A 23,257-nucleotide genomic window follows, 5' to 3' on the forward strand; every position below is an offset into this window, starting at 1 on the left:
CTGTCTCTCTCCCCCTCTTGAATTACCAGCTTACTCCCCTGAAACTTCATCAGCCACGTCCACCACCGGCTGTCCTGTAATAACATATATCGGATTGAGTCCATCAAAACGAGTCATATTCAAAATCGGCTTGCTACGCGCTGTTTGCAGTAACGTCACCGAAGTATCGAGTCCTGCTGCTTGCATCGCCTTCATCCCATCATGCAGCGTCTCAATCGTTGCAGCATTCACTACAATTCGTCCATCCTTCCGCAGACGGGAAGCACACAGACGAATCAGTTCGGCCAATTCTCCCCCGCTCCCACCGATAAACACCGCATCCGGGTCTGGCAGATCTTCCAATCCGGCAGGCGCTTTGGCATGAATGACCGGGAAATCGGTACGGAATTTGATTTTGTTTGCTTCGACATTAGCCAGATCGCCTTCATTCTTCTCAATGGCAAATACTTGCCCATACCTGGCCAGCCGCGCACATTCCACCGCTACAGAGCCGGAGCCTGCGCCGATATCCCATACGATGCTTCGTTCGGTCAGACGCAGCTCGGACAAGCTGAATACGCGTACTTCACGCTTCGTGATCAGCCCTTTTTCCGGCTTGCGCTGGTGAAATTCCGCATCCTCGAAGCCAAATCCCCGACGAATTGCAGGCACGTCTTCGCCCTTACGGTGGCGTAAAATAACCACATTCAATGGTTGGAACGTTCTCTGTGCCATCTCTTCCAGCGTATAATGCTGATACGCCTCATCCGGTCCGCCCAAATGCTCGCCGACAAAGGCATCATATTCCGTCATGCCATAATGCAGCAAATAGGCAGCGACTGTGGCGGGATGATTTCGGTCATCCGTCAGCAGCGCGACCTTGTTCTGTCCGTCGATCCGCTGCGCCAATCCGGTCATCGGACGGCCGTGTACGCTTTCCAGCACCGCATCCTGCCAGCTTTCACCGAGACGCGCAAACGCCAGCTGAACCGAGCTGAGATGCGGCAAAATATCCAGATGTTCAGCCCCCAGCTTGGCAGACAAATAACCTGCAATTCCAAAAAAAAGCGGATCGCCTGACGCAAGCACGACAATATCCTTGTCCTTGCGCAACCGTCCCAATTCTTCTACCACGGCAGATAAGCCGCTCTTTAATGTTCGTTTTTCCCCTGCGAATGCCTTGAAAAAGGCTAGCTGGCGTTCTCCACCAACCAGCAGGTCGGCACGCTCAATGTGCTCCAGCGTCTCCTGCGACAGACCTGCCGCTCCATTTTCACCGATACCAATGACACGAATCACTCTACTCACCGACTCTCGCCCTCCCCAGCACGTTCCCTTTCATCGTTACCAGTACCATTTCCACGACAATTCCACCACCTGCATGGTCCAGACAATGCTGACATCCATAGGTACACAGCTTTTCAAAAAAGCTGAGTGCATTCGCTTCGGTCATCATATCCGCCACCTGCGTAGCTGTATTCGCCTCTGCCACTGCCGCTGCAAGCGACTCGTCCACACCTGCTTCACGCGCGACCTCAGCCAAAAAGCCAAAGTCCACCGGAGCGCTCTTGGAGTGAACCATCATGACACCTTGAGCTACCTTCGACAGCTTACCGGGCATACCGACGAGAATAATCTTTTTCATTCCTAGCCGTTTCCCATGCTTAATAGCAAAGCCGACAAAGTCCCCCATCTGAATAAAGGCTTCTTCCGTCAGCTGATCGTACATTTGCATGGCATATTTTTCGCTGCTGCCGCCTGTGGTCAGGACTATTTCCTGGCAGTTCATCGCTTGCGCAACCGATATGGCCTGCACGACACTGGCTTTATAAGCTGACGTGGAAAACGGAACGACCACACCACGCGTGCCTAGTATGGAAATACCGCCTAGAATGCCAAGGCGCCCGTTCAGCGTTTTCTTGGCGATTTCTTCGCCGTCCGGTACGCTGATGACGACACGGACACCTTTGGCCGATCCGTGCTCTTCAAGCACGCCTGTCACAGCCTCCATAATCATACGTCGCGGCACCGGATTAATCGCTGCTTCCCCGACAGGCACAGGCAGACCGGGCTTCGTTACCCGCCCTACGCCGATGCCGCCATCCAGCTCAATACCCGGCTCCTCGCGCCAGCTAACAGAGGCGATAATTTTCGCCTGATGCGTGGCATCTGGGTCATCGCCACCGTCCTTGATCGTCGTGCAGGAAGCTTCGTCCGCATCCAACACAGGCTCGATCATCTCAAACGCATGATCGAATCCCGCGGGCAGCGATATCACTGCTTCCTTCGGTGGAATGCCCGTGATGAGCAGTTGTACCGCTCCTTTGGCCACTGCAGCCGCACAAGCTCCAGTCGTAAAACCTGAACGCATTGGCTTGTCCGGCGCGGGAGCTTCACCGCTTTTCATCCGTTTGGGCCTGTTGGCGGACGCCGCTTCCTTTTCCATGCCAATTCCTCCTTAACCTCTTCTGCTGATCATGTTCTAATTCATTTCATGATACAGCAAACGGACAACCGCATCTAGCGGATAGCCATTAAGGAGATCGCATTCAATGCTGCTACGACAATTGTACTGCCACCCTTGCGTCCAATATTCGTAATGAACGGAATATCCAGCTTGCGCAGCTCATCCTTGGATTCTGCTGCCGATACGAAACCGACGGGCATGCCAATCACCAGTCCGGGTTTAGCCGCTCCTTCTTTTACCAGACGGATCAACTCCAGCAACGCTGTCGGCGCATTACCAATGGCATAAATGCCACCTTCGCCCGCCTGAATCGCTTTGCGCATCGAAATAATGGCGCGTGTCGTATTCAGCCTTTTCGCTTCTTCCATGACGTCAGGGTCAGATATGTACACATGCACATCCCCGCCAAATTGACGGATACGATCCTTGCTCAGCCCCGCTTGAATCATCTGCACATCCGCCACTACCTGCTGTCCTGCACGAATAGCTGCAACCCCGGCTTCAATCGCCTTTGGATGAAACACCATGCTGCGGCCTAGCTCAAAATCAGCAGATGCATGAATGACACGCTGTACAACGGGATATTGCTCTGCTGTAAAAGGATGCTCTCCCAGTTCTTCTGTGATCATCTCGAAGCTTTTGCCTTCAATCTCCTGCGGCTGTACCGTTAGCGGTTTGAAATCTGTTTTAAAATCCATCGTATCGACCACTCCCTTATGGAAAATTAGAAAATTAAATTAGCTTAGAACATTAAAGTTACCTATTGTTCCACTACGCAGTCGGATGGTGCTTCCCATCGCCACCGCCCCCTGATTCCTTGAATAAAACCTATGATCAGCGTAGAAATCCGGGGACAAAAGCGACCGCTACGCTTGTACAGCACCATTCCGACTACTCCGTTTTATGTTCATTTTTCAAGTTCGTCTTATATAGGGAAAATGACATTCATGTTAAGGAGTTACAAACACCTCTACACAAAAACTGCACATTTTAAGATGACTATATTTTAAATACACGCCAGAAATCGTTCTGAATTCATCGGATTGACTGGACCGACCAACTTCATAGGCTTATGTCTTAAAGCACAGACTCCTCTTTGTCTTTACACAGAGCGTCAATCACTCCGTCGAAATGATCAAATACTGTGCCAAATTCCACTTCCGGCCTGGAAATCAAAAGTACGTGAATCCCCAGCTCCAATGCAGATTGAACCTTTTCATCCACTGCTCCCGTGCGTCCGCTTTCCTTGGTGACCATCACGGTCGTGCCATAGTGCTTGTACAATGCTTCGTTCATCTCGCGGGAAAAGGGTCCCTGCATGGCAATAATATTCTTTTGCTCCATGCCCAGTTCGCCGCATTTCTCCATATTGTCTAGGCGCGGCAGCATGCGTGCAACCAGACGAATCTCCGGGTCTCCGAGTAAATGCTTGGTGAACGTGCCGAGCGTCTTACTGCCTGTCGTAAGCATTACAGAGCCTTTGAGTTGCTTCGCTTCTAATGCGGCCTCTTCATAGGAAGACACGATGTGGAGCAATGGATGATTGTCATACACCAGTCCCGCCCGCTCGTAGCGAATATAAGGAACTCCGGATTCGCGAGCGGCTGTCATTGCATTCGCATGTGCTTCTTCTGCAAAAGGATGACTGGCATCAACAACCGCCTGTATTCCCAGCTCCCGAATCATTGCACTCATTTCATCGGCTGTCATTCGGCCTGTACGTACGTCCAGTCCTGATTCGGACAAGCTGGCTGCCGCGCTTTCGGTTACAACCGAGGTCAATGCGTTGAATCCATTGTCACGGATTTGCAGCGCCAATTCCCGAGCATCGCTCGTTCCACATAGCATGAATATCATGAGCCCTTCACCTGCCCGCTTCCATTCACTACAGATGGCGTATGTGAATGCTCGTGATGGTGATCATGGTCATCATGGCTGTGAGCATGGACATGCTCATGAGTGTGATCGTGGCTGTGTGTATGGTGATCATGATGATCGTGCTCATGTGCATGATGATGGTGATGATGCTCATGATCGTGATGGTGGTCATGGTCATGGTCATGGTCGTGGTGATGATGGTGGTGCTCCTGCGCCTCCAGACGGAACTGGCAGTTATCACAATTGGCCGTAACCTTGCCGAACAAGCCTTCCTTAGCTCGCTCCAGCACCAGTTCAATCAATTGAGGATGGAAACCAAAATATCCTCCCATTTCCACTTGTAATGTAGGGTGAGCCTCGGCAAATTCCTGGGTCATTTCTCCGATGCGCTTAATCAGCACACCCGTGAACAGAAAATAGGGAAGCACGATAATCTTTTTGGCCCCCAGTCGTACACAACGCTCCAATCCATCGGGAAAAGAAGGCTGCGTCACACCGATAAAGCTGCTCTCTACCCACGTATAAGAAAGCTGTTCCCATAGCATACGGGTGATTTTGAAAAAGTCACTGTTCGCATCTGGATCGCTACTTCCGCGTCCTAACACAAGTACCGCCGTTTCTTCGTCGGATACCTCGGCAAATGCCTCTACAGCGCTATTCATTCCCGCTGGAATTGCAACCGGACGGGCCTCTTTCAAGCGGCTTTGCAGAATGCTGACGATTTTCTCGTGAACACCAATCGGGCGTCCGTATACAAATTCCACCTGCGGATATTTTGCTTTTGCCCGATCAATAGCCATCGGAATATCAATTTTGGCATGTACCGCTGCGAACAAGATAATCGGAATGAGAACGACACGCGTCGCCCCTTTCTCCACACATGTTTGCATCCCATCAGCAATGCTGGGACGTGCCAACTCCAAGAAACAGGTTTCCACGCACATATCCGGTACCCGGTCTGCCACTGCCTGTGCAAATTCCAGCAGTTCTTGGTTCCCCTCCGGGTCCCGACTTCCATGTCCAACCAACAATATTGCATCCACTGCTGTTTTTTCCTCCTCTTTAATAGGGATAGCGCCTGCATGACGCCCTATTTTATATATATGCTTGTATCCAGTTCATCAGGCCTTCAGTCCATTAATCACCACAAACCGCATTCACTTCTACCGTTGCTGGTGCATCTTCATGCCGGAAACCCGCAACGACACCTACACGTTTAAAAAATTTATGAAAACGCTCATTCGGATGCCCTTTTTCCTTATATTCAGCGATGACGTTCTCCACGATGTCAGTAATTTGATCACCCGGAATCCCTTCCGCTACGGGCTGAGCGGCATGAGCATTGCGACCGAATTTTTTGCCACCAAGGAAGAGGTCGTATCCTCCCTTGCGATAGACGATTCCGATATCCTCCAGCACCGCTCCATAGCAGGCCATACCGCATCCGTTCAAAGCAATGCTCGTTTCCTTGGGTGCCTGTAATCCGCCAAGTACAACCTGTAAATGCTCAGCCACAGGCACAGCGTCATCCTTCTCCATATTGCAGAAGTCGCACGCCTTCACCTTAAACACATCGCCAATCGGCATGACAATGAATCGTTCATCCCGCAGCCGTCCGACCAGTTCCTCGGGGTCTGCACACGGCACGCGCAGCACGATCTGATGATCTGGCGAGTATTCCAGCTCGCCGTCATCACCCGCTACCTCCGCGAGCAGCGCCATCTGGCGAGCGGTGAACTTCTTGTTTCCCACACCCGGGGAAACGCCCACCTCAAATAGCGCAGGCTTGCCAAAGCCGCCTGTCGCCATCCCGGACGCGGCCCCCGCTCCGGCCACCGCTGACGTTCTGGCGGTGCTCTCGGCGGTAGGCGCTTGCCCGCTCCAGCGAGCGTTGGCTTCGCCAGGCAGCTTGCCGCCGACAGCGAGGCGGCTTAGTGCCTCTGCCGCCAGCGATGCCGGGGCTGCGCCGGTTTGCACAGCAGTCGTTGCCTGTACGGCAGCCATCGCTTGCGGGCGTGCCTGCGTCGCAACCGCAGCGCCGCTCGCGGAGGGTCCAGCGGGCGTAGTCTGGGCTGCGCCTGCCTGCGGTGTATCCTCTTGTGCTCCCAGCGACCACGGCTCCGCTTCCGTGCGGAGACGCTGATGTGGCTTGAGCGCCTGCTCGGTCGCATCCAGCGTGTATTTGCGCTGATATCCGCGCGGAGTCACGATCAAGCCGTCATACACCGTCGTCGAGGAATTGCCGATGATTACGGTCGTCAGCATCCCAATGTCATGGTTCAGCATATCTTCCAGCGTCGTTACAATAACTTGCTGACGTTCACGATAAGCGCTCTTCACTAGCCCAACCGGAGTTTGCGGATCGCGGTAACGCAGCAAAATGGACTGCGTCTCCACAATCTGGCGGGTACGCCGACCACTGCGCGGATTATATAATGCAATCACAAAATCGGCCGAAGCCGCTGCTTCTACGCGCTTCACAATCGTTTCCCATGGGGTCAGATGATCACTCAGACTGATCGTGCACGCATCATGCATAACTGGCGCCCCCAACAGTGAAGCACAGGACTGAATAGCCGAAATCCCCGGTACGACTTCTACCTCAACTCCGTCCTCGCGTCGCCAGCCTTTTTGCATCAGCACCTCATACACCAGCCCTGCCATACCATAGACTCCTGCATCTCCACTGGAAATGACAGCTACCTTCTTGCCCATCTCTGCTTGGCGAACCGCCTCCTGCGCACGGCTCACTTCCTCTGTCATTCCTGTGCGTACAATCTCCTGTCCGTTCAACAACGGACGGATCAAATCAACGTAGGTATTGTAGCCGATAATGACCTCACTTTCGGCCAGCGCATCCAGCGCCCGTTTTGTGATATGTTCCATATCTCCTGGACCAAATCCAATCACCAGCAATTTTCCTAATGGGCTCATCGTGCTCCTCCTATTCATCCTTTTCAGGGCAGCTATGCTATCTATTTCAATGATTTATGCACATCGTGTAACTCGAAAAAACCCCATCCTGCCCGGATGGGGTTTCTATGTACGCATCTCTCATCAGACGAATAAACAGCGTAAGAAGACACTATTTGTCTTCCTCCAGCCTGCCGTTGTTTTCCATCTGACTGTTTACGCTTCAAACGCTGCTGCACGTTCATATCCACGCAAACCTCTAGCCAACATGGAAAAAGCAACGTGTGCCTGATTTCCTGATTTCGTACACCCATCCTCTCCGCGAAGGTTAACGGTGCATACAGATCAAGGTAGGTCTCCTGGCTTGGCATCAACAGATTCTTTTGTCTTCCCCGTTTTTCACGAGTGACCATTTAAAAAAATCCTCTTCCTTACAGTGGCGGGACCGCTCGGGATTTGCACCCGATTCCCTGTTACCCTTTGCTCAACCGCAAAGGCACCTTGTCTGTCCGCTATTTGATTATGGGTCTTATCATAACCTTGCCTCAATCAGTTGTGCAAGCACGAAAAACGCTTTATTTCAAGTTCTCTGCTTTATTTTTTAACATATGTAGCAATTCGCCCGGGTCCGCAGAGATACTTAATAACGCTGGATGCTCAGCCCCGGTAAACCCTTCTTGCACGCTATGACGCACCATTTCTACTAACGGGTCAAAATATCCATTCACATTCAGCAGCCCAATCGGCTTGCGATGAATGCCAATTTGCGCCCAGCACAATACCTCGAACAGCTCCTCAAAGGTTCCCAAGCCACCCGGAAGGGCAATAAACGCATCGGCCATCTCGCTCATTGCCGCTTTACGCTCATGCATGCTTGCTACCTCAATGAACTCGGTAACTCCCCGATGAATGATCTCTGCATCAAATAACAGGGTGGGCATAATGCCAGTGACCTGACCGTCACCCGCCAGCATTCCATCCGCCACCTGGCCCATCAGCCCCCTACTGGAACCACCGTAGATCAGACGGATATGATGGCGAGCCATGGCTTCTCCCAGCTTGCCTGCCGCTTCAACATATACCGATGAATGTCCAGGTCTGGACCCGGCAAATACACAAATAGAATTCATTAACGTCTCAGCTCCTGTCCTAAGTCAGCATTTAGCATAATTCGATTCCCAACGCTCATAAGTACAATATATAGACGAACTAAAGCGCTTCGATCTATATATTGCTTATTTAAAAATGCTCTTCGGATTTATGCAAAATGCTCATGTATCATGCATCGAAACTTATTCATTATATTAGATAAACATTTTAGCTATAACAAAATCTTTGTCGATGCATGCCCAACAAAAAAAGATAAAGACCTCGCAGGCCCTTATCTTTATTTTACGCTTTATCCAAAAATATAAGTTCATTTTTTAGCATACTGCATTTATAATTTTCGATCTCATTTCAATGACCATTCACGATCTTCAGACCGCAGCCATGCACCGAATCGTTATGTTCAAAATATTTGCCCAGCTCCACCATCATCGCGCCCATGCGCTCTTCGGTTGGAAACACGACTCGATCAATCCCTTCTTCCACGATGGACTGTGCAGTCACCTTCCCTACGGATACAGCAATCACATCCTCACGGAAAGCTTCCAGTAAATCCTCGATTCGATTTTGCTCTCTCGCATATTGGGCTAAAAATCGAATTTGCGGACCACTCGTGAACGTAACAGCATCAATATTACGATGGATAACATCCTCCAGTAACGCCTGCAATTTTGCTTCCTCAGGTGGGATATGCTTATAAGGAAGTACCTGGCGGGTCACTGCCCCCTGCTCGTCCAGCCACTTTACCAACCGTGGGGCTGGATCGCCATGCAGTTGCAACAATACTTCCTTCCCCTTCAGATCGTATGGGGCGAAAGCTCCTGTCAATCCGATCAAACTTCCGTCCTCGTCTCGTACTGCTGGCGTAAAGCCACGCTTTTTGAGTCCATTGACCGTCTTGTAGCCCCGCGCTGCAATGTTGGAAGATTGCAGCAGCTCCATAATCTGCTCAGCCACGCCCATATCCTCTGCCATATCGAACAGAGCGTCCAGCCCCATACCTGTCGTAAAGATGTACCAGTCCGGAGGGTGCTTCACCCACGATACAACAGCGTTGCGCAGCTCGATATCATCCAAAAAAACGGTGCCCTGGGCCGGGCGCTGTACTGGCTCACCCCCCATCTTCACAACTAGCAGCGCCATTTCTTCTGCTTTACGGGGACCAGCAAGAGCGACTCTCTTACCTGTCATGCGTTGTGCCATTCTGTTGCCTCCCTTGTAGAAGTCGTATTTCTTTCTACCAAGTATACAATCAGAGGGGTAAAAGACAAATAAGAATTACTTTTCCGATGAATACAGTAATCTTATAAGTGACCGTGTCCTGTTCTGCCTCCATGCTGGCTTTCTTTCTGACTACTGCTATCCCGCTCCCCGCTAGATGAATTATCACCGTCGTCTTTTTCTTTAGATTTGGGTCGGAGAAACATCCATAGCAACAAGGGCATAAGTACAAAAAAAATGATCATCACTGCGGTCCACTCCCGGCTGAACTCATAAATTTGCACAATGTTGGAGAACAGCATAAACGAACAGACATAACCTAACAAACCTACGGGCCAAACCATCAGGCTCCCCCAGGCATGGGCAAACATCCGCTTTACCGCCAAACTGATAACGTACAGATCAACCCCAATCTTCGTAAGAAAGGTCGGTACGGTCAGTACTGCCACGAACAAGTCGAACCGATCCAGAAAGTCCGTTAGTTGCAATTGACGCACCAGTTCATACGATGGATAAAACAGCCGTGACAAGATAGGAACACCAATAACCAACTCGGACAGCAGCACCAGGATGATCAGAAAAGCGGTTCCGAGCAAATGCCCAAACCACGCACTACGCCCATTATAGCTCTTCCCAGAAATCACAAAGGGGACTATCATGATATCAGCCATATAACCCAGCATGCGCCAACTCCCCTTGATCACTCCCTCTACTTCTGGATGTAAGTAGGGTCTCAGCATCGAAAAATCCATATTACGCCCAAAAAAAAGCGGCATGGTCAATAGCGTCACAATCAACATCGGCAAAAAAATCTCGGTCATATTCACGATGGTGCTTATTCCGCCTTTAGCCATAAATACCAGAGTCAACAGCACAATAAGAGAAGTGACCACAATCGGAGTCAGTGGCAAAAGCACCACCTCCACCAGATCGGTAATAATCCTCAAATCCCGCGCAAAGATGATCAGGAATAAAATAAGGTAGATTGTAAGCAGCACACGTCCCAGCACAGGATGAGAGCTCACCATCGTCTGCATCAGATCCTGATCAGGGAACCGGCGTTTGAGTTTCAACATCGCCCAGATCGGCAAACAGAGTACGATAGCCGCAATTATACAGGTCCAGTAAGCATGCTGATTCGCGTGCTCCGCCGCCTGCGCCGGAGCATGTATAAGGGTAATACCGACCTCCATCAATGCACCAAGCAGCGTAACTTGTCTGGTTGTGAACTGTTTCATGCAGATACATCCTCCTTTTGCCCTCCATTACACGATTTACAACGTAGGGGGGAGCCACATGTCAATAAAACGGGTTAGCCATGTAGCCACATAAACGGTGCTCTTCGTTGATGTTCCGTAAATCCAGATACCAATGCTAATAACATACAGTACGCGGGAGACCCAGCGATTGATGGCTGGTGCATTGTTAATATTTTTACGGTCCATTAGATACATGAAGAGCATAGCCAGCACCAAAGGTAACAGAAATACTTTATTCATTGGATTTGCTCCTTTTTGACCCCGAATGGTTTGGTAACCGCACCGATATTCTCAATATGCACGACCGGATTTATGGTGATCTCCACTTTGGGATATAGTTGTTCCCATTGGGGTTTGATCCGTTTCCATTCATCCGGGTGACTCTCAATAATAGCCCGGCCCAAACCAAGTACGTCTGAACGATACTTTTGCTGAATCACCTGAACAGCCTCTCCCAACTCCCTCTTGATTTCCTCGGCTGTCTGCTGCTCCAGCCACTTCAAATTTTCCTCGTTGGAAATATCGAAACTCGTCTCATTTTCCTTCACATTCCCATTGCAGTTCATACGAATGGTCATTCGAATTTCATCCCCTTGAATATGGGGTTTAATTTGGACTTTATTTTCGATGAGGTGTACAGATATGTAACCTCTACCTTTGGGAGGAGGGATAAATATTTCTGTCTCTTTGGCTTGCTCCATACCCAAAAGCAGAAACCGACTGAGGTGGTTATCAATAATCCCTGTTAACCTGTCTTTCCGAAATACAGCCAGTCCATCGATCTGAATATTCGTCTTCTTGTCTTTAAGACTAGCGGGCCCATTCTTCACCAGAGCCATAACCGGCACCACCGGGTCAATGCCTTCCAGCAGGATGGAATTGATCAGCAGCTTAACGGAACGAGGTTTTTTCATATAGGAAAAATTGAGCTCACGCACCATTTCTGCTGGATATTGCTCAATCGGGGCATCTGCCTGAAGCACTTCCATCGCTGACCCCTTCGTGATAACAACTAGGGAAGACAGACGGTTCTGTGGAACACGTGCCAGTACATCCATCATTTTGCTAATCCCTTCTCGTGCCAGCGCCTCGCCGAACAGCAGCACCCGGCGATGGGAGTAATTGAGTGTTCGCGAAACTCCGCGCTGTTCCTCGGTACTTGCTCCTCGAAAGCTTGGACCTGTTTTGGACTCCAGATAGTAGGATTTCGTACCGCTTGTACCTCCCCCTCCTCCTGTACTGCCCGAAGATCCGAGTTGTCCGGGCAGAGCAATTTGCATCGTTACCCGGTATTGATCGCCTTCCTTGTCCAGCCCGGTACCCATCACGAAGGCCACATCATTTACTTCACGGCGATCCCAGCATCCTCCCAAGAGAACAGAGCACAGCAGCAGACAACAGAGCACAGCGACTTTACGTATTTGTTGTGTATTCGATTTGGGTTTCATCACCATCCCTCCTCGCTTTTGGGCGTTCCATTCATCTTTTCCTTCGCTCGTTTGTTGTTGTCTTTACCAATCCAGGAAGGACGTTTGGTCATTTTCCACCAAGGCGCGCGGACGACGATATCCTTTTGATCCATATGGTTGTACGGGCTATATCCACTCATATAAGGGACACCAAACGATGTTAGCTTGGTTAGATGCGTAGCAATCAGCGTTGTCGCAATAATGATCCCAAACAATCCGAATAAACCCGCCATCAGCATGATGGGAAATCGCAGCAGACGAACCGTGATGGCAAAGTTAAAACGCGGTATGGTAAACGACGCAATACCTGTGAGCGACACAACAATGACTATGGGCGCCGATACGATTCCTGCCTGTACTGCGGCCTGCCCAATGACGAGCGCGCCAAGAATACTGACGGCCTGACCGACCGTTTTGGGGAGACGAATCCCTGCTTCCCGTAATGCCTCAAAGGAAATCTCCATCATCAATGCTTCCACCAGTGCTGGAAAAGGGATGGATTCGCGAGCCGCCGCAATACTCAAGATGAGCGTCGTCGGCAGCATATCATGATGATAGGTCGTCACCGCTACATATAATGCGGGCAGAAAGAGAGCCATTACGAGAAAAAGAAAACGAATCCAGCGCACCATATTACTGATGAAAAAGCGCTCGTAATAATCTTCGCTCGCTTGCATCATCTGCCACATCGTGACTGGCCCAATCAGGGCAAAAGGCGTTCCGTCCACAAAAATGGCAAAACGTCCTTCCAGTAACTGCGCAGTGACGGTATCCGGACGTTCCGTGTATTCCATTTGCGGAAACGGTGAAAACGGATGATCCTCAATCAGTTCCTCAATATACCCCGTCTCCAGAACACCATCAATTTTAATATCGCTGAGCCGCTTTTTTACATCCTCCACCAGCTTCGAATCTATGATCCCTTCAATATAAGTAAGGACGACGCTCGTTTGAGTTTCTGTTCCAATGGTCATACTGTGCATCTTGAGCTTGGAGGTCTTCAGCTTGAAGCGTAGCAGTGCCGTATTGACACGAAGAGTCTCAGTGAAGCCCTCACGTGGTCCACGAATAACCGCTTCTGTCTGTGGTTCCTCTACGCCACGGCGAACGCCCCCCTTGGCGCTAAAAATATACGCACGAGGCGTGCCATCTACGAACAAGGCGGCATTGCCGTCCAGTATCGCTGCCGATACCAACTTCCATTCGTCCATCGTTTTGGTCTGAGACATCGAGATTCGAGTTTCATCCAGCGGCTCCAATTTGCCGTTCACTTCAGGGTCCTTGAGCATCATGCCCAAGATGACAGGTCGCAGGATATGATCCTGCAAATCCTCCGATTTTACCGTGCCTTCAAAATATGCCAACAACCCTTTGCGTTCGGGGGAAATCATGAGCTCTCGGTAGACGATATCAGAGCAATCCTTGAAAATATCACGCAAGGCAATCAAGTTGTCTTCCACACTGCTACGCAGCGGCTCTTCCAGCCATGAAGACTCAGGCAGTCCTTTAGGCACATTGGAATGTCGTGTCTTGCGGTCTGCGGCTGGAATTGCCCTCCGGCTCCACGGTAGCTTCGGCAACTTAGGAAAGCGCCCTTTCTTCATCGTTATTCCCCCTTTACGAATGAGCCGAACAGATAATATGACATATAGGATGTACCAGCCTGCATAGGATTATGTATCCAATGAACTCAACATGTTGAACGGATAACAAAAAGACCCTGCAATGATGCAGAGCCTTCGAAAATCTATTATAAATCTGAGAATTTATGATAAAGGAATGATTAATCTCCCCAATACTCCTCGGGATGGTATTCAATCTCAGAACCAGCTTCGAACGTAAGCTTATTATCTGTCTGATCATGATATTCCACGCTTTCCGGAGTGACGTAATACCAATGCTTCACCACGGGTCCATCGTCTACCGGCGTTACAAAACGAAATACGTTCAACTCCCCGCTATAACGCACAATCGCCTCCGCCGTCTCCTGCGGCAGTCCTTGAAGCGTAAAGCGAAACACGCCGTCCGCCGATTCCAAATGACAATCGAAACTCTGCTTGCGGCTGTCAGCAAAGCTACGTCCCGTGACGGCATGCTTGATCAGCCATGTTTCCTGCTGCACCATTGTGCGCACCTCCTTTTAGGGCAAATCAATCAACATATAAAAAACAGAATCTTCTGCTTTCAGTGAGAGCTTCGGCTCCTGCTCAATACGAGCGGAATCGCGTCCTTGCAGAATATGTTCACCGTTCACACGCAGCGAGCCTTCGATGACGAATAGGAACACGCGCCGACCCTCGGCCTGTGTGAATTCTACTTGCTCTCCAGGCTGAAGCTTGCTTAAATAAATCGTTAAATCCTGGTTGATTGCAGCTATTTCACCCTCTGTGCCTGGTACACGCTTTCCGGCAACGACAGGCAGAAGCTGACCTTGAAGACGCTCAGGATTGAATGCTGTAGCCTCATATGACGGTTTCAGTCCTCTCGTATGCGGGCTAAACCACAATTGCAGCAGACTGACATCCTCCGTTTGTGAAGCGTTGTGCTCCGTATGAATGATGCCGTGGCCCGCTGACATTCGCTGAATGCCTCCAAAACCGGTCACCGCTACATGTCCACGGTTGTCTTCATGACGCAGTTCCCCATACAGCACAATCGAAACAATCTCCATATCACTGTGCGGATGCGCCCCAAATCCCCGTCCGGGTGCGATGACATCGTCATTAAAGACACGCATAGGACCAAACGCTGTATTGTTCTCATCCTGATACTCCGCGAATGAAAAGCTGTGACTCCCCCGCAGCCAGCCCTTATCGAAGCTGAATCGGGAAGCCGCCGGATATATTGTAAACATAATAGCCCTCCTTCAGGAAGAAAAATGAGATCAAATCCCTCTCATTGTAACCGAGCCCAAGCGATAAAGCTACGCCTCTGTCTGAGTGATAATCTCATCTATAAAAGACTGCAAAGTACTGGTAACAAAGGCTTCCTTACGCTGGATAAACACCGTCGTTACTTCATTGTACGGCTCAGGCATCGCATGACCGCATACAAGGCCTTGAGCCACCAGCCCGCTGATTGACGATTCGGGAAAAACAGTCATTCCAATACCGGCCGCCACACTGCCGATAATCGTCTCAAATGTCCCAAACTCCATAATCTGCTTGGGAATAATCCCCTCCATCTTGAGCCAAGTTTCTAGCCGTCCCCGGTAGCCGCAACCTTTTTTATACAGCAGGAGTGGACGGGTTGTAAGATCCTCAACAGAAAAGTCATCTCCTTTGGATACGAGGACCAGTTTTTCCTGAAACACATCAAACTGTTCAATCAGCGGATGCTTGACCGGCCCGGTCACAAAAGCTCCATCCAGCCGCATTTCTGCAACCTCCTGCACCAGAGACTCTGTAACCCCGGCCTTGAGGGACAACTCGACATCCGGGTACTTGCTATAGTAAGCATGTAAAATGGCCGGGAGGGCAATGACAGTCTCCACAATGCCAATCTCCAGTACCCCCGAAGGTGCAGAGGTATTCTGAAACGCATGTTTCATTTCCTCAAATTGCGATAAAATGCTTTTCGTATATTGCAGCAGACGCTTGCCCTCGGCATTGAGGATCATTCCCCGCTTATGTCTATTAAATAAAGGCGTTTGCAGTTCCTTTTCGAGCAGCTTGATTCTGGCCGTTACATTGGACTGGACATAGCTAAGCTCGGCTGCAGCCTTGCTGACACTGCCATGCGCAGCCACCGTCTGGAAAATGTTTAAATCGTTCAGATCCACTACTGCTCCCCCTTATTGTGAAGGACAAGGGCCCATCAAAATTGACGCGCCTTGTCACTTATTATCATTTTAAATGATCATAATGTTTATTTTCAATCATTTTACCGACAGCTTCCTATCCTTTATGATGTGTCCATAAGATATGTCCGCTGAGACCGGCAAGGAGGAGCTTTTGTACACCATGAACAGACAAATCATGACCGGATCTTTATTATGCCTAATCGCCAGTATGTCCTGGGGGGCGATGTTTCCGGTTTCGCACATTGCATTACAACATATCAATCCACTGTACTTTTCATTTTTGCGCTATTTATCGGTTACACTCATTTTAGTCGTGCTATTGTGGCTCAAAGAGGGACGGACTGCATTTCGCTTTGAGGGCAAGGGCAAGACGTTGTTATTCTTCGGGACCATGGGATTCACCATTTATAATATGGCCGTTTTCCAGGGACAGCACGCGATGGGGGCAGCAGGCACTCTTGTAGCCTCTATAATGGAAGTGCTAATGCCGATGATTTCCATTGCGATGGTGTGGATCATGACTCGTAAAATGCCTCCGAAATATACACTAATTAGCATGATGATTGCGCTGGCTGGGGCTTTACTTGTGATCACGAACGGAAAATGGACCTTTTTCACGCTTGCCGGACAACATTTACTGCCGCTGCTGCTTATTTTCGTAGGCGTCGTCGGATGGGTCGTATATTCCATGGGAGGCAGCCATTTTGCAGGATGGTCTACTCTTCGGTATTCAACCCTAACCTGCCTGCTCGGAACTCTCGTCTCCTTCGTAGTCGTCACATTTGCCTCTGCTTTCAACTGGATTGTGGTGCCGGACTGGCAGGCTGTGTGGTCAGTTAAATACGAAATGAGCTTTATGATCCTGCTTCCAGGGCTAGCTGCCCTGCTTAGCTGGAATGCCGGAATCCGAAAGCTGTCTCCACTGAACGGAATTCTATTTATTAACTTTGTACCGATTACCACGCTGGTACTCATGTACTTCCAAGGTTATGCCATTAGCCGTTTTGAACTATATGGGACAGTGCTGGTCATTTTCGCACTGATTCTGAACAATATGTTTCAGAGAAGTTCGCTGCGTCCTTCCGACAGCTCACGGGATGTCCGTTTCCGTCTGGATCGCCGCAAGTCCTTCCAACGTTAACTTCTAACCCTGCAAACCAAAAATTATGCTAAAAACATTAAAAAAGCGCCTGGATACAGAGTACAATCTCCTGTATCCGGGCGCTTTTTATCTTATCAGGATTTTCCTTCAACCTGAAAACGTCCAACTAGTTCGCGCAATTCCTCTGCCATTTGGCTCAGATCCGCTGTAGATGAAGCAATTTCCTCGATAGAAGCGAGCTGTTGCTCAGCTGCCGCTGAGATCGACTCGGTGTTGCTCGCTGCCTCGTCCGAAATGTGGGCAATATCGCTCATAATATCTACGACACCTACAGTCCCTCGTGCCATTTCCTGAGTCACTCCGGTAATGTCATTGATATGCTCCATAGCTCGTTCCACGGCCTGGCTAATTTCCGCAAAGGATTGCTCAGACGTGGTTACCGAATCAATGCCTTCCGTCACCCGTGTTCGCGCTTGATGCATAGCGCCCAGAGCATGATTCATATCCATCTGCATCGCTTCAATGCGATCCGAGATCAAGGTAGCCGATTTCGCAGATTCCTCAGCCAGCTTACGCACCTCCGTAGCGACCACGGCAAATCCTTTGCCATGATCCCCAGCGCGTGCGGCCTCAATGGACGCATTCAGAGCTAACAAATTCGTCTGTTTGGCAATACCGGATATAACGCTGATAATATTCACGATTTCACCGGAGCGCTCATTGAGAGAGTCCATGGCCTGTCCGAGATCGTTAACGGTCTCGTCGATGTCATGCATCTTCTGTACAGCCTGCGTAGCAGCCTTACTGCCTTCCTGAGCCGACTCGGCGTTCATCTTCACATGTTCAGATACGCCCACCATACGCTCGGATACGTTCGCTGCTTGCTGAGCAAGCTCCTCCATATTTATAGAGCCGTGCTTGACGCTCTGCACCTGACGTTCGCTGCCCACAGCTACTTCCTGGATAGCAATGGTGACATGCTCAATCGCTTGGGTCGTCTGATCTGCACCCGCAGCCAGCTCCTCCGCTGAAGAACTTACCCGATCTGTCGTTTCGTGTACGCTTCGAATCATCGTGCGCAAACTGTCGACCATAGTTTGGAAGTGAGAAGACAATTCGCCTACCTCATCCGTTTTTCCAGTTTCCAAATCGCCCGTCAAATCTCCTTCACTGATTCGTTCTGCTGATTTTTGCAGCTTACGAATCGGTACCAGAACAGAACGGGTGATCAGGAAAATCGCGATAAGCGCAATCACCAGTGAGGCAGCCAGCACGAAAATGGTTACATAACGCATGGCAGCGGTGGCATCGCTAATCTCGGATTGATAGAAGGTACCTGCAATTTTCCAGCCGGTATCCGTATTCGTTACATAGGTCAAATATTTCTCGCGACCTTCATGCATATAATTGAAGTTCCCGCTCGGCGCAGTATACAACGTATCAAGCGAATTCTCCTGAGGAGATGAGCCCGCTTTAGCCGTAGGATGGACTACAAATTTCTTCGTATGATCCAAAATGATGATATACCCCTCCTGGCCCACTTTGATGGAGGCCAGTTTACGTACACTTTCCAGATTTAGAGAAATCCCGATAACCCCAGACTTGTCCGAAAGCGTCTGAGATACTACGACAACAGGAATACCCGATGAATTGATGATAACAGGCGTAATTGCAACCTTACCGGGCTGCTTCATCGCTTCGATGTACCATGGTCGTGTGCGAGGGTCAAATGTCCCTTCATCCTCCTTGGGCACCCCCCGGATCATCAAGCCCTCTGGTGTACCGACAAAAACGTCCATCGCATCTTCGTGCAAACCCTTGTATTGGATCAGCTTGGGCTGAATCAAAGGGCTATTTCGACCATCTATCATCGAGCCATCCAGACGCTCCGCCAAATAACTCGCATCTTTAATTTTACTGGCGATTGCGTATTCAATAATTGAGTTAGCCGTCGCTACCCCCTGATTCGCACTGCCGTGGAGCTGTTTCTCCATAGCATTATATGATGATTTATAGGTCGAAATGGAAATACTTAAGCTCGGAATCAGCAAAACAAGCAAAAAGCCTAAACTTAGCTTGTTCCTGAGTGTCCATATCGTTTTTCTCTTTCGCGTTGTTCCCATGTTTTTTCCCCTTTGCTCATAAAACATTATATTTGAATTACATTCCGTGTTAGTTATATCGGTTGAAAGTAACAAATGATTTACAATAAAATTTCACAAAGGAGAAAAACAAAAACCGCGCCCTATGAGACTAAGGACGCGGTTATATGAACATTTAGACCTGTACGTTACTATTTTCAGCCTTTTTACGGCCAAATAACTGATCCACTGCCAGAAAACGTCCACCGACAAGCGCTTGCTGAAGACTGGTGAACAGAATCAGCAGATCAAATTCAATCGAGCCAAAAGGCTGTCCTTTTTTAGCCGTTAGTAATACACCGATCATAACGATGGTCAATGCCGCTCCAGCCAATCGTGTTCCGATACCCAGAACCAGTGCAATACCCCCGACCAGCTCAACCGTAGCGACCACAGGAGCCATCCAACCAGGGAGTCCAATACTTTGGAAGAAGCCGGAGGTTCCGTCTAATCCCTGAAACTTTTGTGCACCGTGAACGATAAAAATAACCCCTGTAAAGATTCGTACCAACCATAATCCAATATTCATAAGCGTTTGATTCATTTGCTCATCTCCTTTTAAATTGTATAAAAATCCTGTAACAAACTACATAGCGTAGTGTATTGCACATCGAGAATCGGGAGCGCGAAAAGCGCCACCCGTAGGAAACATTTCTTGTCCAACTAGATTAGCGCTAGTGCGAACATAAGTGTCAGCATCACTAGCACATAGCTGGAAAACATAATCGAACGCCAAGGCATTTGAATGACAGGTTCTTGCTGAGGGTCTAAAATACGTGAGATACGATAATTAATGGACGTTTCTGCAAACGAGGAACAAGCGGCGGAGTTTACCAGGCGAGTATTGGCAGGCGTCATACTCAGAAGCTTGAGCAATGCGCTCCCAATCCCAACTGGTGAACCAGCTCGATGAATCGCTTCGTTATCAGCCAAAATTTCACGGGCCGTCTTATAATGATTGGTTATGTGACGCAGCACCGGTAAGTAAAACAGCTGTTTAGCACACACTTGCAGCAACCAGGTCTTCAACGGATCATAATGTTTCATATGATAGGCTTCATGGTATATGACAGCCTCTTCCTCGTGCTTGTCCAGTACGGACAATAGTGCAGAGGACAATACAATGCGTGGCTTCCATAATCCCATGGTAAAGGCGGCTGGCTTGGCATAATCAATGACCCATATCCGATCGGTCCCGAGTTCATGATATCGCTCACCCAGTGCTTCGGTCAGAGAGAGGTCACGCATTCGGTGCAGTCTGCGAAAAGCTGCCCTGGTAGCCATACACTGTCTGACTGCTTCTCCTCCAGCGATAGCAAAGGTAACGAAAACCAGCCCGCTGAGCGCATCCACCATGTAGCCAATTCCGTAGTGCTGCAACAAACTTCTGCAAATTTGAAACACGTTATAATTCAATTTCCAGCCGAAAACATGCTGCCCGGCGTACATACCCATCTGTATAAGGGCGAAACCCGAAATCAAGGCGCCTGCTGTAAACAGTAATTTAGAACGTGTTTTCCACATCGCTACATATCCTTTTTCCATTGTTTAATTTTTTGTTCCAGACGTTCGATCAACTTCGGATCGGCCACCTCCAGAGCATCAATCATATGATTGACAGCAAGCGGACCAAATTCATCCACCAATTCGTGACTCAGTCCCTTGGATTGCTCATCCATGAACTCTTCCCTACTTAAAACTGGACGATATAAAGACGTTCTCCCACGTATACTCTTACTCAGTATTCCCTTGTCCACTAAACGGTTCATCACGGTCATTACCGTATTGAAGTTAAAGTCCCGATCCCCCTCCAACGCGGTCTGCACTTCTTTGATACTCCGATCCGAAGTGGACCATAAAATATCCATAATCTTGGCTTCCAGAGGCCCGAAAAATCGGTTAAGCCCGGTTTCGCCAGCTTTAAAATTCAGTCGTTTCATAAGAAGCACCTCACACTACCGATTGTAGTGTATATATCCGGCTAAAGTCAACCGTCACACCTAATGTCAGTTTCTTCATGGAATCATATACAAACCGCCGAATGTCTCCATCCGGCGGAAATTCATCGGTATTCATAACTTTCAGGTCAATCTGCCAATCTGTATCCTACACCTCTTACGGTTGCAATATATTCAGGTTCCGCAGGTCGATCATCCAGCTTCTTGCGCAAACTTTTGACATGCACATCTACAACGTTGCTGCCGCCTACAAAATCCGTCTCCCAGATATCGTGCATCATTTGCTCGCGAGAGATCACTTTGCCTTGAGCATCAATCAGCTTCAGCAGTAAATCGTATTCTGTTTTAGTCAGATTCAGTTGACTCTCTTCTTTATATACCAGCATTTTATCTCGGTCAATCCAGATGTCCTTGAACACCGTACGACGGCTGGCTTGCGCTGCCTGACGGGAAGCGGCAGGATGGCGTACAATCATCCGTTCAATGTCATGCACCATATGATTGGAAGCCAGCGGCCACACCAGCACCTCCTCTGAAGGAAGCAGCTCATGAGCATGTACAGACACCCGATCCTGAACCACGTACATAACCGGTGTGTCTTTCATGTGTTCTACCTCAAGACGATTGCGAATATCCAGTAATTCACTCTGTGGTTCGGTGGCGGTCAAATCGTAAATCAACAGATCGCTTCCCAGATGACGCTGCACTTCAGGTTCCCAGCGATGAAAAACCATCACATCAAAACACGCATCTGACAACGTACGCACCAACCCGTGAACTACACCCGGTACCGAACTAATCAGAATGATACGACGTGTAGTCGGACAATACAAAGGCTCATTGGAGGGAACGGTCTGCACCGTAGGTGTAGAGGGAGCTGCTAACATCGATGTCCAACTGCCCTTCACCCGTCTAGGCATGTCAGCCACTTTGAAACGATTCGTTATCTGATTCGCTTGCTTTGACATTCCTTACACACTCCTCCGAATACGACATGGGCATGGGCAATATTATACCCCGTTTCATGCGCAACCGTGTCAATCCAATCATGTGGGACTTCACTCATCACTTCATCTACCCGGCCGCATACCTGACAAATAATATGTTGATGATCGTCCATCCGTCCGTCATAACGACTAGCAGCTTCCCCCAGCTTCAATTCACGGATTAATTCCTTATCCGTCAAATAACGCAGTGAATTATATACCGTTCCATAGGCCAGATTATATCCGCGCTCCATCAACCGATTCATAACATCGGCCGCAGTAGGATGATCGTGGGCTTCACGAACCACATCATATACCGCTTGGCGCTGCGAAGTTAAATTTAAAGTTCTCATAGCGCATCTCCCTTAATCAACGCAGATTATATTAATTACAAACTTACAATCATAATAAAGATCAATTTAGAATAAGTATAAATCTTAATTTATTTCAAGTCAATGGGATCGGATAAATTGAACGGCTTTGCAACACAATGTATACATAGTACATCTCAGCTCATACACATCGGAGGAATATTTTATGAAAATACTATGGATATTTACACTCTTTATGATACTTATGCTCGGCACCATTCTGCTAGTGAACTGGCTATTCGGTACTCATACCCCGTGGGAGCCCATGGCGTTGGCTTTTAGCACTATGCGTCCATCCGAATATATCGTCTTGGCAGGAATGCTCCTTTTGCTCTTTGTAAACGCGGGCAAAAAGCAAATAGGAAACGCATTTCGCTTCCTTTTCTCACGATGGTCACGTTTTCTGAGAGTTCCCTCTTCTAACTCTGCTTCTTTGCACCAGAGCAATCAGAAAAAACAGAACAGGGAAAAGGTAAACAAATAATGGATGAATATAGATTAGGGACTGTCGCCCAAATTCAAAATGCTCGCTCAGGCTTGGCGTTTCTATCTGAGACCACAATAAAACAATGACACCGCAGGAAAGCAGCGTTATTCGGTATGG

General features: G+C 49.0%; 24 protein-coding genes and 1 riboswitch. Of the genes, 2 read left to right on the forward strand and 22 right to left on the reverse strand.

The window, feature by feature from the left end; all coding sequences use genetic code 11:
• Positions 1–30: 30 nt before the first annotated feature.
• The 15 genes from cbiE to G9G54_RS10560 form a co-directional block, all read right to left on the reverse strand.
• Positions 31–1,287 carry a precorrin-6y C5,15-methyltransferase (decarboxylating) subunit CbiE gene (gene cbiE, locus G9G54_RS10490; RefSeq protein WP_165177849.1) on the reverse strand — a complete coding sequence of 419 codons (1,257 nt, stop codon included), beginning with the start codon at positions 1,285–1,287 and terminating at the stop codon, positions 31–33.
• On the reverse strand, positions 1,280–2,425 hold the full coding sequence (locus G9G54_RS10495; protein WP_165177851.1) for a cobalt-precorrin-5B (C(1))-methyltransferase: 1,146 nt from the start codon (positions 2,423–2,425) through the stop codon (positions 1,280–1,282). The genes cbiE and G9G54_RS10495 overlap by 8 nt, the downstream gene beginning before the upstream one ends.
• Positions 2,426–2,499: 74 nt before the next feature.
• On the reverse strand, positions 2,500–3,144 hold the full coding sequence (locus G9G54_RS10500; RefSeq protein ID WP_025719602.1) for a precorrin-8X methylmutase: 645 nt from the start codon (positions 3,142–3,144) through the stop codon (positions 2,500–2,502).
• A gap of 379 nt (positions 3,145–3,523) precedes the next feature.
• The gene (gene cobK / locus G9G54_RS10505; protein WP_165177853.1) at positions 3,524–4,303 is read right to left on the reverse strand and encodes a precorrin-6A reductase; all 780 of its coding nucleotides are present in this window, start codon (positions 4,301–4,303) and stop codon (positions 3,524–3,526) included.
• Positions 4,300–5,367 (reverse strand): sirohydrochlorin chelatase, encoded by a 1,068-nt coding sequence (locus G9G54_RS10510; RefSeq protein ID WP_165177855.1) that lies wholly within the window; start codon positions 5,365–5,367, stop codon positions 4,300–4,302. Before G9G54_RS10510 ends, cobK begins: the two co-directional genes overlap by 4 nt.
• A gap of 94 nt (positions 5,368–5,461) precedes the next feature.
• Positions 5,462–7,258 (reverse strand): precorrin-3B C(17)-methyltransferase, encoded by a 1,797-nt coding sequence (cobJ, locus tag G9G54_RS10515; RefSeq protein WP_165177857.1) that lies wholly within the window; start codon positions 7,256–7,258, stop codon positions 5,462–5,464.
• Between the two features lie 311 nt (positions 7,259–7,569).
• A riboswitch (cobalamin riboswitch) is annotated at positions 7,570–7,755 on the reverse strand.
• A 57-nt stretch (positions 7,756–7,812) separates the two neighbouring features.
• Positions 7,813–8,367, reverse strand: coding sequence for an LOG family protein (locus G9G54_RS10520; protein WP_165177859.1), 555 nt, complete (start codon positions 8,365–8,367; stop codon positions 7,813–7,815).
• Positions 8,368–8,695: 328 nt separating this feature from the next.
• A complete protein-coding gene (locus G9G54_RS10525) occupies positions 8,696–9,547 on the reverse strand; it encodes a uroporphyrinogen-III synthase (protein ID WP_165177861.1) in 852 nt (283 codons plus the stop codon).
• Positions 9,548–9,648: 101 nt separating this feature from the next.
• Positions 9,649–10,803, reverse strand: a complete 1,155-nt coding sequence (locus tag G9G54_RS10530) for a GerAB/ArcD/ProY family transporter (protein WP_165177863.1) — start codon at positions 10,801–10,803, stop codon at positions 9,649–9,651.
• Between the two features lie 36 nt (positions 10,804–10,839).
• A complete protein-coding gene (locus G9G54_RS10535; RefSeq protein WP_165177865.1) occupies positions 10,840–11,064 on the reverse strand; it encodes a hypothetical protein in 225 nt (74 codons plus the stop codon).
• Entirely contained in the window at positions 11,061–12,272 is a 1,212-nt protein-coding gene (locus G9G54_RS10540) for a Ger(x)C family spore germination protein (RefSeq protein WP_165177867.1), read from the reverse strand. Before G9G54_RS10540 ends, G9G54_RS10535 begins: the two co-directional genes overlap by 4 nt.
• A complete protein-coding gene (locus G9G54_RS10545; RefSeq protein WP_165177869.1) occupies positions 12,272–13,897 on the reverse strand; it encodes a spore germination protein in 1,626 nt (541 codons plus the stop codon). Before G9G54_RS10545 ends, G9G54_RS10540 begins: the two co-directional genes overlap by 1 nt.
• A gap of 179 nt (positions 13,898–14,076) precedes the next feature.
• Positions 14,077–14,418 carry a hypothetical protein gene (locus tag G9G54_RS10550; protein ID WP_165177871.1) on the reverse strand — a complete coding sequence of 114 codons (342 nt, stop codon included), beginning with the start codon at positions 14,416–14,418 and terminating at the stop codon, positions 14,077–14,079.
• Positions 14,419–14,433: 15 nt separating this feature from the next.
• A complete protein-coding gene (locus G9G54_RS10555; protein ID WP_165177873.1) occupies positions 14,434–15,147 on the reverse strand; it encodes a pirin family protein in 714 nt (237 codons plus the stop codon).
• A gap of 69 nt (positions 15,148–15,216) precedes the next feature.
• A complete protein-coding gene (locus G9G54_RS10560; RefSeq protein ID WP_165177875.1) occupies positions 15,217–16,074 on the reverse strand; it encodes a LysR family transcriptional regulator in 858 nt (285 codons plus the stop codon).
• A 181-nt stretch (positions 16,075–16,255) separates the two neighbouring features.
• On the opposite strand from G9G54_RS10560, the gene G9G54_RS10565 reads away from it, so the two are divergent.
• A complete protein-coding gene (locus G9G54_RS10565) occupies positions 16,256–17,236 on the forward strand; it encodes a DMT family transporter (protein ID WP_238807908.1) in 981 nt (326 codons plus the stop codon).
• 95 nt (positions 17,237–17,331) lie between these two features.
• Here the strand turns inward: G9G54_RS10565 and G9G54_RS10570 are convergent, their stop codons facing one another.
• From G9G54_RS10570 to G9G54_RS10595, 7 genes are all read right to left on the reverse strand, one after another.
• The gene (locus G9G54_RS10570) at positions 17,332–19,320 is read right to left on the reverse strand and encodes a methyl-accepting chemotaxis protein (protein ID WP_165177879.1); all 1,989 of its coding nucleotides are present in this window, start codon (positions 19,318–19,320) and stop codon (positions 17,332–17,334) included.
• A 154-nt stretch (positions 19,321–19,474) separates the two neighbouring features.
• A complete protein-coding gene (locus tag G9G54_RS10575) occupies positions 19,475–19,882 on the reverse strand; it encodes a DoxX family protein (RefSeq protein ID WP_165177881.1) in 408 nt (135 codons plus the stop codon).
• A gap of 119 nt (positions 19,883–20,001) precedes the next feature.
• Entirely contained in the window at positions 20,002–20,862 is an 861-nt protein-coding gene (locus G9G54_RS10580) for a M56 family metallopeptidase (protein WP_165177883.1), read from the reverse strand.
• A 2-nt stretch (positions 20,863–20,864) separates the two neighbouring features.
• The gene (locus G9G54_RS10585) at positions 20,865–21,278 is read right to left on the reverse strand and encodes a BlaI/MecI/CopY family transcriptional regulator (protein ID WP_039271686.1); all 414 of its coding nucleotides are present in this window, start codon (positions 21,276–21,278) and stop codon (positions 20,865–20,867) included.
• Between the two features lie 10 nt (positions 21,279–21,288).
• Positions 21,289–21,414 carry a hypothetical protein gene (locus G9G54_RS26005; RefSeq protein ID WP_257785376.1) on the reverse strand — a complete coding sequence of 42 codons (126 nt, stop codon included), beginning with the start codon at positions 21,412–21,414 and terminating at the stop codon, positions 21,289–21,291.
• Positions 21,415–21,424: 10 nt separating this feature from the next.
• Positions 21,425–22,264, reverse strand: a complete 840-nt coding sequence (locus tag G9G54_RS10590) for a winged helix-turn-helix domain-containing protein (protein ID WP_103047330.1) — start codon at positions 22,262–22,264, stop codon at positions 21,425–21,427.
• A complete protein-coding gene (locus tag G9G54_RS10595) occupies positions 22,240–22,635 on the reverse strand; it encodes a Fur family transcriptional regulator (protein ID WP_023990809.1) in 396 nt (131 codons plus the stop codon). The genes G9G54_RS10590 and G9G54_RS10595 overlap by 25 nt, the downstream gene beginning before the upstream one ends.
• 184 nt (positions 22,636–22,819) lie before the next feature.
• Here G9G54_RS10595 and G9G54_RS10600 point away from each other — a divergent pair, with 184 nt between their 5' ends.
• Complete coding sequence (locus tag G9G54_RS10600; protein WP_165177885.1) at positions 22,820–23,137, forward strand: hypothetical protein; 318 nt, start codon at positions 22,820–22,822, stop codon at positions 23,135–23,137.
• The last annotated feature ends 120 nt before the right edge of the window (positions 23,138–23,257 follow it).

The sequence above is a fragment of the Paenibacillus sp. EKM212P genome (genome assembly GCF_011066115.1).
Classification (GTDB): Bacteria; Bacillota; Bacilli; order Paenibacillales; family Paenibacillaceae; genus Paenibacillus; species Paenibacillus polymyxa_B.